Origin of the sequence: Nonomuraea sp. NPDC050547, from assembly GCF_044457345.1 — a bacterium.
In the GTDB taxonomy this organism is placed as follows: domain Bacteria; phylum Actinomycetota; class Actinomycetes; order Streptosporangiales; family Streptosporangiaceae; genus Nonomuraea.
Window position 1 is genome coordinate 212,265 of record NZ_JBITGW010000007.1, and the last position, 14,549, is coordinate 226,813.

16 protein-coding genes and 1 tRNA gene are annotated in these 14,549 nt (G+C 67.0%); 10 read left to right on the plus strand and 7 right to left on the minus strand.

The annotated features are described in order from the left end of the window. The first annotated feature begins 9 nt into the window (after positions 1–9). A complete protein-coding gene (locus tag ACIBHY_RS19425; RefSeq protein ID WP_397246920.1) occupies positions 10–735 on the plus strand; it encodes a hypothetical protein in 726 nt (241 codons plus the stop codon). Further along, a complete protein-coding gene (locus ACIBHY_RS19430) occupies positions 735–1,952 on the plus strand; it encodes a cytochrome P450 (protein ID WP_397307457.1) in 1,218 nt (405 codons plus the stop codon). The genes ACIBHY_RS19425 and ACIBHY_RS19430 overlap by 1 nt, the downstream gene beginning before the upstream one ends. Here the strand turns inward: ACIBHY_RS19430 and ACIBHY_RS19435 are convergent. Next, positions 1,919–3,127: a cytochrome P450 gene (locus tag ACIBHY_RS19435; protein WP_397246924.1), complete on the minus strand. Its 1,209-nt coding sequence runs from the start codon at positions 3,125–3,127 to the stop codon at positions 1,919–1,921. The genes ACIBHY_RS19430 and ACIBHY_RS19435 overlap by 34 nt on opposite strands. Positions 3,128–3,346: 219 nt before the next feature. Between ACIBHY_RS19435 and ACIBHY_RS19440 the strand changes: the two genes are divergently transcribed. Then, on the plus strand, positions 3,347–4,258 hold the full coding sequence (locus ACIBHY_RS19440) for a M23 family metallopeptidase (RefSeq protein WP_397246925.1): 912 nt from the start codon (positions 3,347–3,349) through the stop codon (positions 4,256–4,258). 84 nt (positions 4,259–4,342) lie between these two features. On the opposite strand, the gene ACIBHY_RS19445 is transcribed toward ACIBHY_RS19440, so the two are convergent. Then, positions 4,343–5,302, minus strand: coding sequence for an NAD-dependent epimerase/dehydratase family protein (locus ACIBHY_RS19445; RefSeq protein ID WP_397307353.1), 960 nt, complete (start codon positions 5,300–5,302; stop codon positions 4,343–4,345). Between the two features lie 55 nt (positions 5,303–5,357). Between ACIBHY_RS19445 and ACIBHY_RS19450 the strand changes: the two genes are divergently transcribed. From ACIBHY_RS19450 to ACIBHY_RS19470, 5 genes are all read left to right on the plus strand, one after another. Next, positions 5,358–5,720 carry a hypothetical protein gene (locus ACIBHY_RS19450; RefSeq protein ID WP_397246929.1) on the plus strand — a complete coding sequence of 121 codons (363 nt, stop codon included), beginning with the start codon at positions 5,358–5,360 and terminating at the stop codon, positions 5,718–5,720. A 90-nt stretch (positions 5,721–5,810) separates the two neighbouring features. Continuing rightward, complete coding sequence (locus tag ACIBHY_RS19455; RefSeq protein ID WP_397246931.1) at positions 5,811–6,110, plus strand: hypothetical protein; 300 nt, start codon at positions 5,811–5,813, stop codon at positions 6,108–6,110. Positions 6,111–6,565: 455 nt separating this feature from the next. Next, on the plus strand, positions 6,566–7,183 hold the full coding sequence (locus ACIBHY_RS19460; protein ID WP_397307354.1) for a hypothetical protein: 618 nt from the start codon (positions 6,566–6,568) through the stop codon (positions 7,181–7,183). A gap of 455 nt (positions 7,184–7,638) precedes the next feature. Beyond that, positions 7,639–7,980, plus strand: a complete 342-nt coding sequence (locus ACIBHY_RS19465) for an STAS domain-containing protein (RefSeq protein WP_397246934.1) — start codon at positions 7,639–7,641, stop codon at positions 7,978–7,980. An 820-nt stretch (positions 7,981–8,800) separates the two neighbouring features. After that, entirely contained in the window at positions 8,801–9,289 is a 489-nt protein-coding gene (locus tag ACIBHY_RS19470) for a hypothetical protein (protein ID WP_397307355.1), read from the plus strand. Positions 9,290–9,461: 172 nt separating this feature from the next. Here the strand turns inward: ACIBHY_RS19470 and ACIBHY_RS19475 are convergent, their stop codons facing one another. The 5 genes from ACIBHY_RS19475 to ACIBHY_RS19495 form a co-directional block, all read right to left on the minus strand. Continuing rightward, entirely contained in the window at positions 9,462–10,511 is a 1,050-nt protein-coding gene (locus ACIBHY_RS19475; RefSeq protein WP_397307356.1) for a trypsin-like serine peptidase, read from the minus strand. A 276-nt stretch (positions 10,512–10,787) separates the two neighbouring features. Beyond that, positions 10,788–10,946, minus strand: a complete 159-nt coding sequence (locus ACIBHY_RS19480; RefSeq protein ID WP_397246940.1) for a hypothetical protein — start codon at positions 10,944–10,946, stop codon at positions 10,788–10,790. Between the two features lie 676 nt (positions 10,947–11,622). Beyond that, positions 11,623–11,695 (minus strand) — tRNA-Ala (locus ACIBHY_RS19485). A gap of 15 nt (positions 11,696–11,710) precedes the next feature. Next, positions 11,711–12,442, minus strand: a complete 732-nt coding sequence (locus ACIBHY_RS19490) for an HAD family hydrolase (protein ID WP_397246984.1) — start codon at positions 12,440–12,442, stop codon at positions 11,711–11,713. 16 nt (positions 12,443–12,458) lie between these two features. After that, positions 12,459–12,578: a DLW-39 family protein gene (locus ACIBHY_RS19495; RefSeq protein WP_214319204.1), complete on the minus strand. Its 120-nt coding sequence runs from the start codon at positions 12,576–12,578 to the stop codon at positions 12,459–12,461. A 204-nt stretch (positions 12,579–12,782) separates the two neighbouring features. Between ACIBHY_RS19495 and ACIBHY_RS19500 the strand changes: the two genes are divergently transcribed. Beyond that, positions 12,783–14,147, plus strand: coding sequence for an MFS transporter (locus ACIBHY_RS19500; protein WP_397246986.1), 1,365 nt, complete (start codon positions 12,783–12,785; stop codon positions 14,145–14,147). Between the two features lie 67 nt (positions 14,148–14,214). Continuing rightward, on the plus strand, positions 14,215–14,424 hold the full coding sequence (locus ACIBHY_RS19505) for a heavy-metal-associated domain-containing protein (protein ID WP_184959061.1): 210 nt from the start codon (positions 14,215–14,217) through the stop codon (positions 14,422–14,424). Positions 14,425–14,549: the final 125 nt, after the last annotated feature.

Consider the following 14,549-nt stretch of genomic DNA (forward strand, 5'->3'; position numbering starts at 1 on the left):
GGAGGACCCATGGTCTTACGGATCACCGTCACCCTGCTCACTGCACTGGCGCTCCCCGCTCAGCCGGGCGCCCCGGGGTTGACCATCAAGGAGAACGCCCACCAGGTCAGAGCCGTAGGCCCCGGCTTCGTCCTGAAACTCACGCCCCACAGACTGTCGGTACGCGTGGACGAGGACCGGTTCGGCGACCCCGGCACCGGTAACCCGATCGTCCGCGAGACCATCGACCTGACCGGCCGCACCCTGCGCCCGTTCGTGTGCGAGCACGGCACGTACACCATCCGGACCGGCACCTTCAAACGCATGTGGCGGATCTCCCAGCTCGCCAAGCGGCCCCAGCCGTACCCGGACGGCTTCGCCACGGCCGCCCCCGGCCTCTTCACCCCGTTCCTGGGCGAACTGGAAGGCACGGTCACCGACGCGGAAGGCCGCACCCTGCGCTTCCTGATCTCCGACCTGGTCCAGGAGGTCCAGGGCCGGCGTGGTTTCTCCGCGACCGCTCCCATCCACGGCTTCTTCGTGGACGAGCGAGGAAGGGTCCGCGACCGCATCTCCCTGACCGGCCGCTTCAACATCGGCCGCGACGGCCGCCCGATCTTCGGAATCGAGGACCGGGGCACCTGCCGCCAGATCGCCGACCTCCCCTTCGGACCGGGAAGCGAACAGGCGGTGGTCACCGGCCCTCTCTTCGTCCTCCCCTTCAAGGCGCCCCTGACCACCCAGGTCCTGCCGTGATGGACGAGGCGTTCTACGACGATCCGCACTCCCGCTACCTCGCCTGGCGGAGCGAGTCCCCGGTGCTCTGGATGGATCAGGCGCCGGGCGGCACGCCGGGCTGGCTGATCACCGGCTATGCCGAGGGGCGGGCCGCGCTGGCCGATCCCGCGCTGTCCAAGGCCAACGCGAACGTCGAGGCCGCGCTCGCCCGGCACGGCGCGCGTGCGATGATCAGCGGTCAGTGGCTCACGCAGAACATGATCAACTGCGATCCGCCCGACCACACCAGGCTCCGCCGCCTGGCGGCCAAGGCGTTCAGCCCGAAGGCGATCGACGCGCTCCGCCCCCGGATCGTCGAGATCACCGAATCGCTTCTGGACGGCCTCGCCCGGGACGGCGGGGTGGTCGATCTCATGGCCCGCTTCGCGGGGCCCCTGCCGATCACGGTGATCTGCGAGATTCTCGGCATCGTCCCCGGCGAGCGCGGCGACTTCGAGGCCTGGACCGACGCGCTGATCGGCCACGCGCCCGCCGAGGAGAAGGCGGCGGCGACCGCCGCGATGGTCGGCTACCTGTCGGCACTGGTCGCCGCCAAGCGGGCCGACCCGGGCGAGGACATGCTGTCGACGCTGGTCCAGGCCCGCGACGAGGGCGACGCCCTCACCGAGCGGGAGCTGATCGCCACGGCGTTCCTGCTGCTCGTCGCCGGGTACGAGACCACCGTCAACCTGATCTGCAACGCCCTCAACGCCCTGTTCGACCATCCCGACCAGCTTGCCGCGCTACGCGCGGACCCGTCCCTGGTCCCGGGCGCGGTCGAGGAGTTCCTGCGCTTCGACGGCCCGGTCGGCCAGGCGAGCCTCCGGGTGACGACCGCGCCGGTGTCCTATGGCGGCGTCAAGATCCCGGCCGGCGAGGTCGTCCACGTGTCCTTGCTGGCCGCCAACCGGGATCCGGCCCGTTTCACCGAGGCCGGCCTGCTCGACGTCAGGCGGCCCGCCTCCGGCCACCTGGGGTTCGGCCACGGCATCCACCACTGTCTCGGCGCGCCGCTGGCCAGGATGGAGGCGGAGATCGCCTTCAGCGCGCTGCTGGCCCGCTTCCCCTCCTTCTCCCGCGCCCCCGGACGCCCTCCGGTCTGGACACGAAGCGACCGCCTTCGGGGGCTGCGTTCCCTCTGGGTGGATCTGGGGCCACCTGCTCAAGCGCTCACCCCCAGCCGCAGCGGCCGGTAGATCAGCCCGTCGGAGCTCCACCGGACCGACGCCAGATCCTCCGTCGCCCGCAACCCGGGCAGCCGCCCGGTCAGCGCGCGGAAGGCCTCCTGGAGTTCCATCCGAGCCAGGTTCGCGCCCAGGCAGTAGTGCGTCCCATGCCCGAAGGACAGATGCGGATGAGGCGGGGACGTGGCGAAGCGCCGGATGTCGAACCGGCCGGGATCGGCGTACACGGACGGGTCGTGGTTGGCGGCCGACGGGTTGGGCAGCACGACCGAACCGCCGGGCACGACCCCGCCGGACAGCTCCAGGTCCCTGGTCACCAGCCGCAGGAGCCCGTTGCCGCCCGACCCCTCGTAGCGGAGGATCTCCTCCACCGCGGGTTCCAGCAGTCCGGGGTACGCCACCAGGTGCCCGTACTGCTCGGGATGGCTCAGCAGGCGGAACACGCCCCTGATGATGATCGAGGCGGTGGTCTCGTGCCCGGCCAGGATCAGCGTGAACACCATGTTGGTCAGCTCGTCCTCGCTCAGCCGGTCGCCCTCGTCGCGGGCCTCGATGAGCAGGTCGAGCAGATCGTCGCCGGGCTCGGCCCGGTGGGCGGCGATGAGCTCGCGGGCATAGTCCAGGAACGCCGCGAACTCCACGCCCCTGGCCTCGGCGTCGGCGTCGGAGGTGGACAGGAACGTCTCGGTCCAGCCGCGGAACTGCTCGAAGCGGTCCATGGGGACGCCGAGCATCTCGCAGATCACCCGGGCGGGCAGCGGCAGCGCGAAGCCGGTCACCACGTCGAAGTCCGCGCCCGCCCGGTCGAGCAGTTCGTTCGCGATGGCCGCGGCGCGCGGACGCCAGCGCTCGATGTGCCGGGGCGTGAACGTGCCCTGCATGATGCGCCGGTACCGGGTGTGCTCCGGCGGGTCCTGGTTGATGAGGGCGGCGGGGTCGTCGTCCACGCTGGTGCCGCTGACCATCCTGGGCAGGCCGGGGGTCCGCAGGTTCCGGCTGCACGACGGCGAGGTCATCAGGGTACGGACGTCCTCGTACCGGACGGCCATCACGATCTTGTCGCCACTGGGCATCGTCGTCGGCTCCAGGGGAGCCTCGGCGTGCCGGCGGGGCAGGTCGGGCGAAGGTGAGCCGAGGGGGCCGGGCGGCAGGTCCGGCCAGGGCCATGTGGTGCTGGACTGTTCCATTGAGGTCGCCTCCTGGCGATACGTCCAACGCGCTGAATGGAACGTACGAGACCGTCCGTAGCTGGTCAATCTCTCCAGGTGTTTATGGCGTACGACACCAAGATTAAGAGCCGCAAAATTTCATTCGACAAAGATTGAATGAAGACAACCTTCGCCACTATCTTCATGATCTATATCGGGGGACCGCACCCCCCGAAATGCGCCTTCAGAGAGGTGAGCATGCCCACCACCTGGCCGAAGCTCCTCAAGTCCGCGACCGTCACCGCGTTATGCGCGCTCGCTGTCGCGACGATCCCCCAGGTTGCCTCGGCACAGGACGCGAGTGTCCTGGCCGTGTCCCACAAGAGCCCGTTCAACTGCGGGAAGACCTTCAGCGCCAATAACTGGACCCCGAACCACAACCCCGGGGGCTCCATCGACTGGCAGAACCACAACGGCGACGACATCAACGGTGAAACCGTGCGCGCCACCGCCGCCGGGACCGCGTACTTCCACGACGCGGGCGGCGTCAGTTACGGAAAGTGGGTCGAAATCCGCCACGGTGACGGCAGCAGGACCCGGTACGCGCACCTGTCGAGTATGGTCCGGGGCGCCGGGGGCTCGATGAGCGTCGGCCAGGGCGCCGTCATCGGGGCGGTCGGCTCGACCGGCGGCTCCAAGGGTCCGCACCTCCACTACGAGCAGCGGACCTCCGGCGGTGCGATGGACACCAGCCCCACCGTGGAGGGCGTGACCGTGTCGCTGGGCCAGAGGAGGCCCGTCAGCAGCACCAACGGCTGCGGTGGCGGCGGCAACCCGCCCAACCCGACCAACCCGTACACCCCCGAGAAGGCCTGCGGCAGCGGCTACGCGGTCATCGACTCCGCCGCGCTCACCGGCGGCCGTACCTACCTGCTCTACAACGCGGGCAACGGCAACAACTGCGTCGTGACGATGAAGTCGACGAGCCTCGGCACGGCGTCGGCGGTGTCGGCCTTCCTCGAACCGCAGGGCGAACGCCGTGCCGCCGACTCGGGCAACTACGGCTACTACGCCGGTCCGGTCCGGTCGAACGCGGCCAAGCAGTGCGTCAGGTGGGGTGGCTCGGTCGGCAGCAGCGCGTACACCAGCCCGTTCGAGCACTGCGGCTGACCCTTCGGAGCGGCCTTTCTCCGGAGCGGCTTTCTCCGGAGCGGTCTTCTTTCGGAGTGGGCTTTCGGGAGGCCGCTGCCCGGGTCACCGGGGAGTGGCCTCCGCCAGCACGGCCTGTTCCTCGGCCGCCGTGAACCCGCTGCGCAGCGGCGGCTCGCCGCGCTCGCGATCCCACGCCAGGACGTCGGCCGCCGTCGTCTCCAGCGGGGTCGCGGGCAGGCCCGCCGCTCGGGCCTTGGCCGGGCTGCGTTGCTGTGAGGCCCGGTTCGGGCGTACGAGGGGGAAGAACGGCGGCACCGACTCGGGCGAAACCGGGACGATCTCCACCTCGCTGCCCGCCACCCGCGCGCAGGTCTCGATGAGCCCGCCGAGCGTGGTCGGCTCGGCCGGACCCACCGCGTGGAACGCGCCCGGTCGTTCGTCGGCGAGCAACCGCACCACCAGGCGGGCCAGGTCGCGCGAGTCGACGATCTGGATCGGCTGCCCGGGGTCCGCGGGGAGCGCCACCCGGCCGCCTTGCGCGGCCCGCCGTACCCAATAGGTGAACATGTCCGACGGGTCGTACGGCCCGGCCACCTTGCCCGGTCGCACGATCGTGGCGCGCGAGCCGTACCTGGCCATGACGGCGTCCTCGCACGCGACCTTGAGCGGGCCGTAGGTGTCGTCGTCGATCTCCTCGGCCTCGCGCAACGGCGGCCTTCTCGGAGTGTCCTCATCCGAGCCAGGTCCCACGCCCGTGCGCTGGTAGACGGCATGGCTGGAGATGAACAGATACCGGCCTACCCGATCTTCCAGCGCTTCCATCGCCTGTTCCACGTGGCGCGGGAAGTAGCCGCTGACGTCCACCACCGCGTCCCACGTCCCGTCGCGCAACGCGGCGTAGTCGCCGACGTCCCGGTCCCCTCTGTACCGGATCGCCGACGGGAACAACTCCTGCCCGGTCTTCCCCCTCCCGAACAGGCTCACCTCGGCACCCGTCCGCAGGGCGTCCTCCACGATGGCCCGGCCGACGAAGGACGTGCCGCCAAGAACAAGGATCCGCATGGTCGGCGACGTTACCAAGCTGCCAGGATAGAACGCCCCGCCTAAGGAGCCTTCCATGCGCCTGGCCGTTGCCACGATCGCCATCGCGGCGCTCATCTCAGGTTGCGCCGGTGCCCCGGCTCCTCCCCGTGCTTCTCAAAACGTTCGTATCCCGCCGGTTCCGGGCCCGGAGGCATGGGCCGGCTACATCCGCGAACTGGACACGATCGACCGGGACATCGTGCACGGCGACGAGCAGAAGGCCGTGGACCGGGCGCGCAACCAGTGCCCGTGGCTTCAGCAGTGGCCGAAGGTGCGGATGGACGCGCTCATCCAGGTGGACAAGCGCTTCACCTCCCCTGATCACCCGAAGGGGTTCGGCGCGGCGAAGGGGAACCGCATCAACAACGCGATCAAGAAATACATCTGCCCCTCCTGACCTCTTAGGAAACTTTCCTTAAAGAAATCTCAGAGAGGTCCCCAGGCGAATCCTGGACGCCAACATTCAGCAGGCCCAGAGGAGCCATGCATGAATCTACGAAAATGGGTCGCAACCACGGCCGGGCTGTCCGCAGCCCTGATCGTGGGCCTGGCCACACCGGCCATGGCCACCCCCACCGGATGCACGTACCAGCTCAGCTCAGCCTCGGCGTCCAGCACCTGCACCGGCGGCACCGGCGAACACCGCATCCACGTCGTCCAGCGACACTTCTCCCCAGAGGTGGGCCTCATCGCGATCGAGGGCCCGTGGGCCCCCGTGGGATCCGTCTCCTTCACCCGGATCACCCCCCACACCACGATCAGCGTCTGGGTTGAGACCAGAGGCTGACCTTCATGGGTACGGTCTCCGGCCTCGCGCGACTCCTTCCCGCGTGGGTACGGCTTGGCACGATGCCGTAAGAGCTGGACAGCACCGGAGACCGTCACCTCTGGGCATGAGTACAGAACCGACTGATCTTTCAGCTCTTCAACGGGCCGTGAAGGATGAGCTGGCGAGCACGGCAGGAGCCTGGGCCGGTGGAGCAGCCGCCCCAACTGCCGCAGGTCGCGGATGGCGACCTCCCCGGATGGAAGAGGAATGCCGGGAACTCCGGCACGTGCTGAATCGGCACGGCATCGCCTTGCTCGGCTCACGGATACTCGCCCTTCCCCTGGACCCGCGCCTCCGGGTGGAAACGGTGCTCGATGCCTGGTTCCACTGGATCGACTGACCATGGAGGCTCAACAGCCTTCCCCGAGAATTCTTGTTGCTGAACACCGGTTGCCCTGCCTACCGTGGCGGCGATGAGAGAAACCAGTGAATCGAGCGGCCCCACTCTGCTGTGCATTGTCGGACCACCCGCGGTCGGCAAGATGACCGTCGGCATTGAAATCGCCGGCCGGACCGGCTACAAGCTGTTCCACAACCACCTGTCCATCGAGCCGGTGCTGCGCTTCTTCGATTTCGGCACAGAGCCCTTCGGAAGACTCGTAGGAGAGTTCCGCAGGCGAATATTCGAGGAGGTGGCCGCCAGTAGCATACCCGGCCTGATCTTCACCTATGCCTGGGCCTTCGACGTCCCAGAAGACCAAGCCGAACTGGAAGGTTACACCGCTCCATTCCGCGACAACGGCAGCCGAATTCTCTACCTGGAACTCTCCGCCACCCAAGAAGCGCGCCTGGAGCGAAACCAAGGAGAACTCCGCCTGGCCGAAAAGCCCTCCAAACGCGACCTCGCCCGCTCAAGACAGCACCTGCTGGACGCCGACGCCCAATACCGCCTCAACTCCAACGGCGAGTTCGACGGCCGAGACGACTACCTGCGCATCGACAACACCGCCCTGTCGGCAGAAGCGGTCGCGATCCACACCATCAAGCACTTCGGCCTGCCCGGAAAAACAGGTCACCCCGGCACCGCCTGACCAGCCTCAAGACCAGGACGCCACCCCATCCACTGACAGCGGGCTCAACAACAGACACTTTCCACACCCTGTGGACAACACTTCTGGATAATGCCCACAGCCCGCGCAACCGACTCTGCATTGGCACGGTCCGCGGGCACCCGCCACCGATGAGGCAAATCGGGGCCAGTTGTCCGCAGGAGACGCATCGGCTCGGGCACGGACGCCAGCTGACGACGGCGCGTCCTCCCCCGAAATTCCGCGCCGAACCGAAAGCCACTCACGAATAAAGCATCCCGGACATTAAGAACATGACACCGCAAACCCTGCGCTACTCGGCCAATTCCGGGGCGACGGCGACAAGGAATCAGCCTTTTCCGCTTGAGTCCTCAACGCCATCGATCATCCAGCAGTCAAGGAGGCCCCAGTGGCGGCACAATGAAACGCAAAGGCGGCCGAGCGGAAGGCAGTTGTCGATGTCCGATGTCCAGCGAGTTGATCACGGCACTTGCACCGTCCTGCGACTCGTCGGCGCGTTCGGCAGAGAAGCTGAGCCGACGATGCGGCTTCAAGAAGTAATGGACCTGCTTCCCCCTCCCGCATGCGTGGTGCTCGACGTAACCGACATGACGAAATGGGACGAGACGACAGTCAGCGCCCTCATCTCCGCCGGAAAGCAAGCCTGGTCCGGGGCCGGATGGCTGGTAGTCGCCGCCGCACCACCGGACCTGGCCGAACGTTTCCACGAGGCGGCACTCCCGTTCGTGCTGTACGACACGACAGCAGACGCCATAGCCGCCTTCGGCAGCCATGGCTAGGGGCGCCGGCGCTCGAGCTACACCCGGGATCAGCCAAAGGCAGCCGCGATCAGCACCTTCCCATCGCCTGCGACTACCGCTTCTCAGCCCGGTAGCGCTTGAGAAGCGCTGTGATCCTGTCGTGGTCCCGGGCGCCGTTAAGCTCGCCGAGCAGATCATCAGGACATAGCTCATAGAGGTCACCCCACCAGCGGCGCCCCTTGTTGTCCCAGATCCGATAGCCGCCGGAAACGCCTCTAGCGACGTAGCGTCTCCTGCTCATAGTCGGCCACCGTGCCATCAGTCACTTCAGAGGGCAAGGCCATTTCAGAGGGCGAGGTCGGCGACCATCATGGGATCGAGTCGGTGGCCTCGCCGTACGACATGTCCGCGAAGCCGAGCGCTCCGACCCTGAAGGCAAGTCCTTGTGGCGGGGCAAGGCAAACGACAACGCGACCGAGACCCCAACGAAGGTTGCCGTGCGGAACCCACAGGCCCTCCATACATCAGGTCCCCGGTCTAACACGCCGGCCCATGGCCGCGGTGATCGCTCTGGAACACACCACCTTGAGACCTGGTGAGGTGGCAGCTGCGCTTCTCGCCTGGACACAGGACGTAATCCCAGGCACCGCCACCGAACTTCCACCAACGTGCTCATGCGATGGATGCTCTTGGGAAGATCCGCGCGGACACCTCGAACGGATACTCGCGGCGCTGCCCCGCTGGGCGAGGCCCTACCTCGACGGCCTACTACTTCCCATCGACATAAGCCTCCTCACCCGAACGTCGCCGGACCCCACCTGACGTGCCATAGGCAAAACCTCAAGAGATGATGAATGCTGTGCCCGACCTGTTGTGGGATGACGTGAAGGTTCTCTTCGACCCCGAAATCAGCGGAGCGTTGCCTGATGTGGTCGTAGAAGGGACGTCTGTCGAGGACTGGCAGATGCTGCTGGACCTCGTTCAGACGCAGGGTTGGCAGCACGCCTACTCGCTGGATGGCGAGCCGACCGAGCAGGTTTCGGCTGCCGATATGGCCGCGGGTGGCGCATCCGAGTTCAGCGCAACGCCCGAGCTGAGGGTCTGGCCGATCCCCGAGGTACTCCTGATCTTCCGGATGTATCAGGTTGAGTCCATCGACTTCGATGTTGATCTCAGAGAGCTGCATGGACAGGAGCGGCTGGACGTCCTGGTGGACGTGTTCCGGCTGATCGGACAGCGTCTCGGGAAGTCCGTATGGATGTCTGCGGAAGGCTCTCCCGGTCATCCGGATCTTGGGTTCGATGTCGAGGTTGACCGGGTGGTACTGATGGCGGCACCGGGCGGGTAGCGACTGTTGCGGGGCTTGGATCGGAGACTCATGTTCACCCCACGTGGCGCGCCCACAAGAACGGGCCGCAAACTCGGACAGCATCCCCGGTGCAGCCGGTCAAGTACGACTGCCCCCGCAGGGCACGCGGAGCCGACCGGCCCACTCAACCCGCGGCCGGTAGCCGGGCGTTTCAGGTGATGCGGCCGGTCCAGTAGGAGGCTGCGGCGCGGTAGACGCTGTTCAGTACGGTGTCGAAGTACGGGGAGACCCCCGTGTCGTAGCGGCCGTCGTCGTCGGTGTCGGAGACTCCCACGGTGATGCCGTTGAGGTAGCCGAGGCCCTGTTCGTCCTGGTAGTCCTGCAGCCAGGCGGAACCGAGCGAGCCCTCACCGGTGAACGGCGACTCCACACCGACCAGCTGGTCGGCGGACGGGCTGGTCAGGTTCGTCGCCGACACCTGCCCGGCGGAACGTTCGAGATTCTGGCCGGAGTAGGGCCGGGTCCCGTCGGGGTGGGGGCCGGCGGGGTAGCCGAAGAGGTTCACGGCGGGGGCGGTCGTCTCGTTGATCGTTCGGTTGTAGGCCAGGCCTTGCATGCCGACGATCTCCCCCAGCCGGCCGTTCGTCGTCAGCGTGCCGTCGTCGGAGGGGACGACACCGCTGTAGACGTTGACGAAGGCGACATCGCGGTCGGGGTCGCGGTACTGGGTGAAGTCGTAGTGGGTGAACACCTGTTTGCCGGCGTAGATGCCGAACGGGGCCGTGCCGTCGGTGGCGGGGCCCGGGATGAAGACCCAGTGGTAGTTCGTGGCGGGTGCGCTCACCATGTCGTACACACAGTGCGCGGCTGTGGCGACGAGGTTGCGGTACTGACTGTAGACGGAGACGCCCGAGCACCAGTGCGGCTGGTGGTCGCCACCGACGAAGTACACCTTGCCCGCGGTCTGCGGTGGTTCGTCCTCCGCCATCGGGGCCATGGGGCTGAACTGGATGGGTTTGCCGGACGGCACGATGGGCTCGGAGACGCGTTCTCCCTGGATGTCGTACGGCTGGCCGAGGGGAGTGGCGGTCTTCAGCTTGGCGCCCCCGTCGGCCAGCCAATACGCCACGGCCTGCTGGGCCGCCGGCACACCGAAGACGAGCGGGGCCGACACCACGTCCGCCGCTTGCGCGTGCGCGGCTGGAGCGGCGGTGGTGAGCAGGCATAACGCGAAACCGCACGCGAGCAACTTGCGTCTCATCTCGATTCTCCCCGTTCCTCGATGACGGTCTACGTGGAGCAGCATGAAGATCGTAAACGCCGGAGGTCGTACATGGAAGGCTTTATCGAACTGGCTTTCTATAGCTGTATCGAGCCACTGCACGCCCCGAGTGTGGCCATCCGTACGTTTATGCAGGTCAGCATGCCAAGCGCCCTGGCAGCGTACGCCTGAGCTGGTAGGGACCTGACAGCTCCGCGACCTCGCTCGCCGCAGGAGAGCTCGCGAACCCCGGACACCACCGAACCCAGGATTCGGTCAGAAGTCGTAGCGGTGGTAGTCGGCGGCCTTGGCCTCCTTCTCCGTGCAGAAGAACGCCTCGTCGAACGGTGCCACCGCGTAGTTCTCGTCCCCGGGGACGTTGTAGCTCATGGCGGCCGCAAAGCCGGTGGCGACGACGGGCAGGCCACGTGGCACGGATAATGGACCAACGCGATCACGTAAACGACCACGGCCGCCACCAGCCATTCCCAGCGCGGGCAGTCCGATAACGAACACGGCCAGCCGCGCTTCGCTCGCTGAAATGACCAGGCGATTCGATTATGGATGGCATAGGTAATGAGGTCAGGTTCTGAACCACAGGGGGCAAGTGGCGGCGGACCGGAGCGTTCGACGCTGGAACACCTCCACTTGAGCGGCCCGCCGAGACGGAACACACGATTTCAAACAGGTCGCTGATTCGCCGGAGGCCACGTTCGGCTTGTTGGCAGACGCTCTTGTGTGTTTCGTGAGCGCTCGTTCGCTCCCACGGTGGCGGGAGTCGGCAGGGCAGTCTGTGCCTTCTGAACATCGCGCACTGCCTCGTGTAGGCGATATCGCCTCAAGGCCCGCCGGCTCTCGAGCGGTAAGAAGGGACGTTGCCGGGAGCGAGGTGTTCGCCCTCGTGGTGTTCCCTCGCACATAGGAACGAGCTCAAGAAAGGGCCTTTGACCAGGGTGGGATCCAACTGCCCAACCACCCAGCTGGGCAACGGGTGGGCCGGGAGGGCGTCCGACCGGAGGGAGGTCCTTCAGGGGTCGAGCTTCAGCTCGACTGGAGAAACAGCCTTGCCCCCCACGCGCGAAGCGCGCATGAGGGGCAAGACCATTGCCTGTGGAGCCTAGGAGATTCGAACTCCTGACATCCTGCTTGCAAAGCAGGCGCTCTGCCAGCTGAGCTAAGGCCCCTTACGACGCACTAGCTTACCGGCCCGCAGTGGCTACCTGGTGCGTACCCAAGTCTTCGATCAAGATCAAATCAGGAAGGTCGGCGATCGAGTCCAGTATGTGGGTGGCGCCGCCCTTGAGGAGGCGTTCCCGGCTGTGTACTCCGGTCATCACTCCAGCCACCACCGAAGCCCCGGCCCGCCGCCCGCACAGCATGTCGCTCTCGGAATCTCCGACGACGGCGACCTGCCGGACATCCTCGATTCCCAACCGGAGTACGGCATGCAGCACCATATCCGGCCAAGGCCTACCCCGCCCCCCAGCATCCTCGGGGCAGATGGCCAGATCGACCCGGTCATGCCATCCGAGCACGCCAAGCACCCGGCCTAAGGTGGCGCGGCTGAATCCGGTGATCAGGGCGAGCTGCACACCGGAGCCGCGCAACTTGTCGAGCGTCTCCAGCACGCCAGGGATCGGGACAAGCCCGGCACGGTCCAGGGCGCCCTCGTAGGAGCGTTCGAACGTCAGGTTCGCCGCTTGTGCCTGGGCCTCGTTGCCGGGGAAGATCCCGCGGAAGACCTCGATCTTGGGACATCCCCGGGACCGGTGCACGTGAACCATGGCACGCGCATAGGCCCCGGTCCCGGGGACGATGCCCTGAGTTGCGATCGCTTCGGCGAACGCACGCTCGACCATGGCGATGTCACCGATCGTTGTGCCGGCGAGGTCGATGCACGCCAGCTTGATGGGGACGACGACGTCGCTCATCGCCTCGCCAGGTCGGTTAGTTCTCGCTGCCGGTCGCCTCGGTCCAGAGGTCGAGCTCGGCGCGGTCGGCCTGCACCTTACGCCAGATCAGCAACCCCCCAAGGGCGATCAGCGCCAGAACGATCAGCTTCTTCACGGTGTGACCCCACTTCTTCGACGGTCTCACCTGCCGGGGTGAGACCCAACGGTTGGATGCAGCCTAGCAAGTGATGGCCGTACTCCCGCTGTCGAGCACCCATGAACCTCCCGAATCAGGCAAGTAGACAAACCCCCATGGGGTATGTTACGTTCCTCGCCGTCGAGATACCCCATGGGGGTATAAGCGCAAAGGAGAATCGCAGTGGCTACCGAAAATCCCAGGCGGTGGTGGGCGCTACTCGTGCTCGCGACCGCCCAGTTCATGGTGATCATGGACACGTCCATCATCGGTGTGGCGCTCCCGGAGATGCAGCGGCAGCTGGGGTTCACCCCGGGCGGGCTCCAGTGGGTCTTCAACGCCTACGTGATCGCGTTCGGCGGTCTGCTCCTGCTCGGTGGCCGGCTGTCCGACCTGCTGGGCGCGCGCAAGGTCTTCACCACCGGCTGGATCATCCTGATCGCCGGCTCGGTGCTGGCCGCCGCCGCGAGCACGGCGTGGGTCGAGGTGCTCGGCCGCGCCGTACAGGGAGTGGGCGGGGCGCTCATCGCGCCCGCGGCGATGACGCTGCTCATGATGCTGTTCGGGCACAGTCAAAAGGAGCTCGGCAAGGCCATGGCCCTGTACGGCGCCGCCGCCCCCGCGGGCGGTACCGCCGGAGTCTTCCTCGGCGGCGTCATCACCGAGTACCTGAGCTGGCCGTGGGTCTTCATCGTCTACATCCCGATCGGCCTGGCCACGCTGGCCGCCACCGGACTGCTCCCCGCGGTCAAGGGCAGGCGCGGCTCGGTGGACGTCGTGGGCGCGATCTCGGTCACCGCCGGCCTGGCGCTGGTCGTGTACGCGATCGTGGCGGAGAACCTGATCGCCGGAGCCGCGGGCGCGGCGCTGCTGGTGCTGTTCCTGATCGTGCAGCGCATGGTCAAGCAGCCGCTGATGCCGCTGTCGATCTGGCGTACACCCGGCCTGGCCACCGCCAACCTGGCCATGGCGCTGCTCGGCGCCGCCTGGATCCCGATGTGGTACTTCCTGAACCTCTACCTGCAGCAGACCCTCGGCTTCGGCGCGTTCGCCAGCGGCGCGGCGCTGCTGCCGATGACGGTCGCGGTCATGATCTTCATGATCGGCATCACGGCCAGGTTGCTCGGCCGGTTCGGGGCCAAGCCGCTCATCGTGCTCGGGCTGGCGGTGCTGGCCGCGGGCGTGGCGGGGCTGTCGTTCGCGCGGCCGGGCGGGACGTTCGTGGCGGACGTGCTGCCGGCGAGCCTGGTCGCGGCCGTGGGCATGTCGCTGGCCTACATCCCGGCCATGATCTCGGCGATGTCCGGCGCCAAGCCGGAGGAGGCCGGGCTGGCCTCGGGCATCGTGAACACCACCTACCAGGTCGGGTCCGCCGTCGGGCTGGCCGTCATGACGGCCATCGCCACGTCGCAGGCCGAACTCATCGACGGCTTCCAGGGCGCCTTCGTCGGTGCCGCGGTCGTGGCGGGGCTCGGCGCCCTGCTGAGCGTGGTGCTCATGCGCCGGCCGCGCGCCGCCGTTCAGGATCAGGGAAAGGTTTCCGTGTAGCCCCGAAATACCCTAGGGGGGTACGGTGTTACACTCAGAGGCAGACAGAGAAGCTAAGGAGATCGACATGACCAGCGCCACCTACACCGTCAAGGGCATGACCTGCGGCCACTGCGTCAGCTCCGTCAAGGAAGAGGTCAGCGAGGTCGCGGGAGTCTCCTCAGTGGAGGTTGACCTGGCCAGTGGACTGCTGACCGTGGAGAGCGTGAGCCCGATCGACGCCGCGGACATCCGCTCGGCCGTCGAAGAGGCCGGATATGAGCTGGTGACGAAGTGAACACCGCCGCGAAGCTCGGGACATATGTGCTCGGTCTTGCGGTCGTCTTCGGCGGAACCTGGGGCGTCGGCAACCTGGTCGGCCCCCAGGTCACCCCGCAGAAGCCCGTCACCGCAGGTCATGAC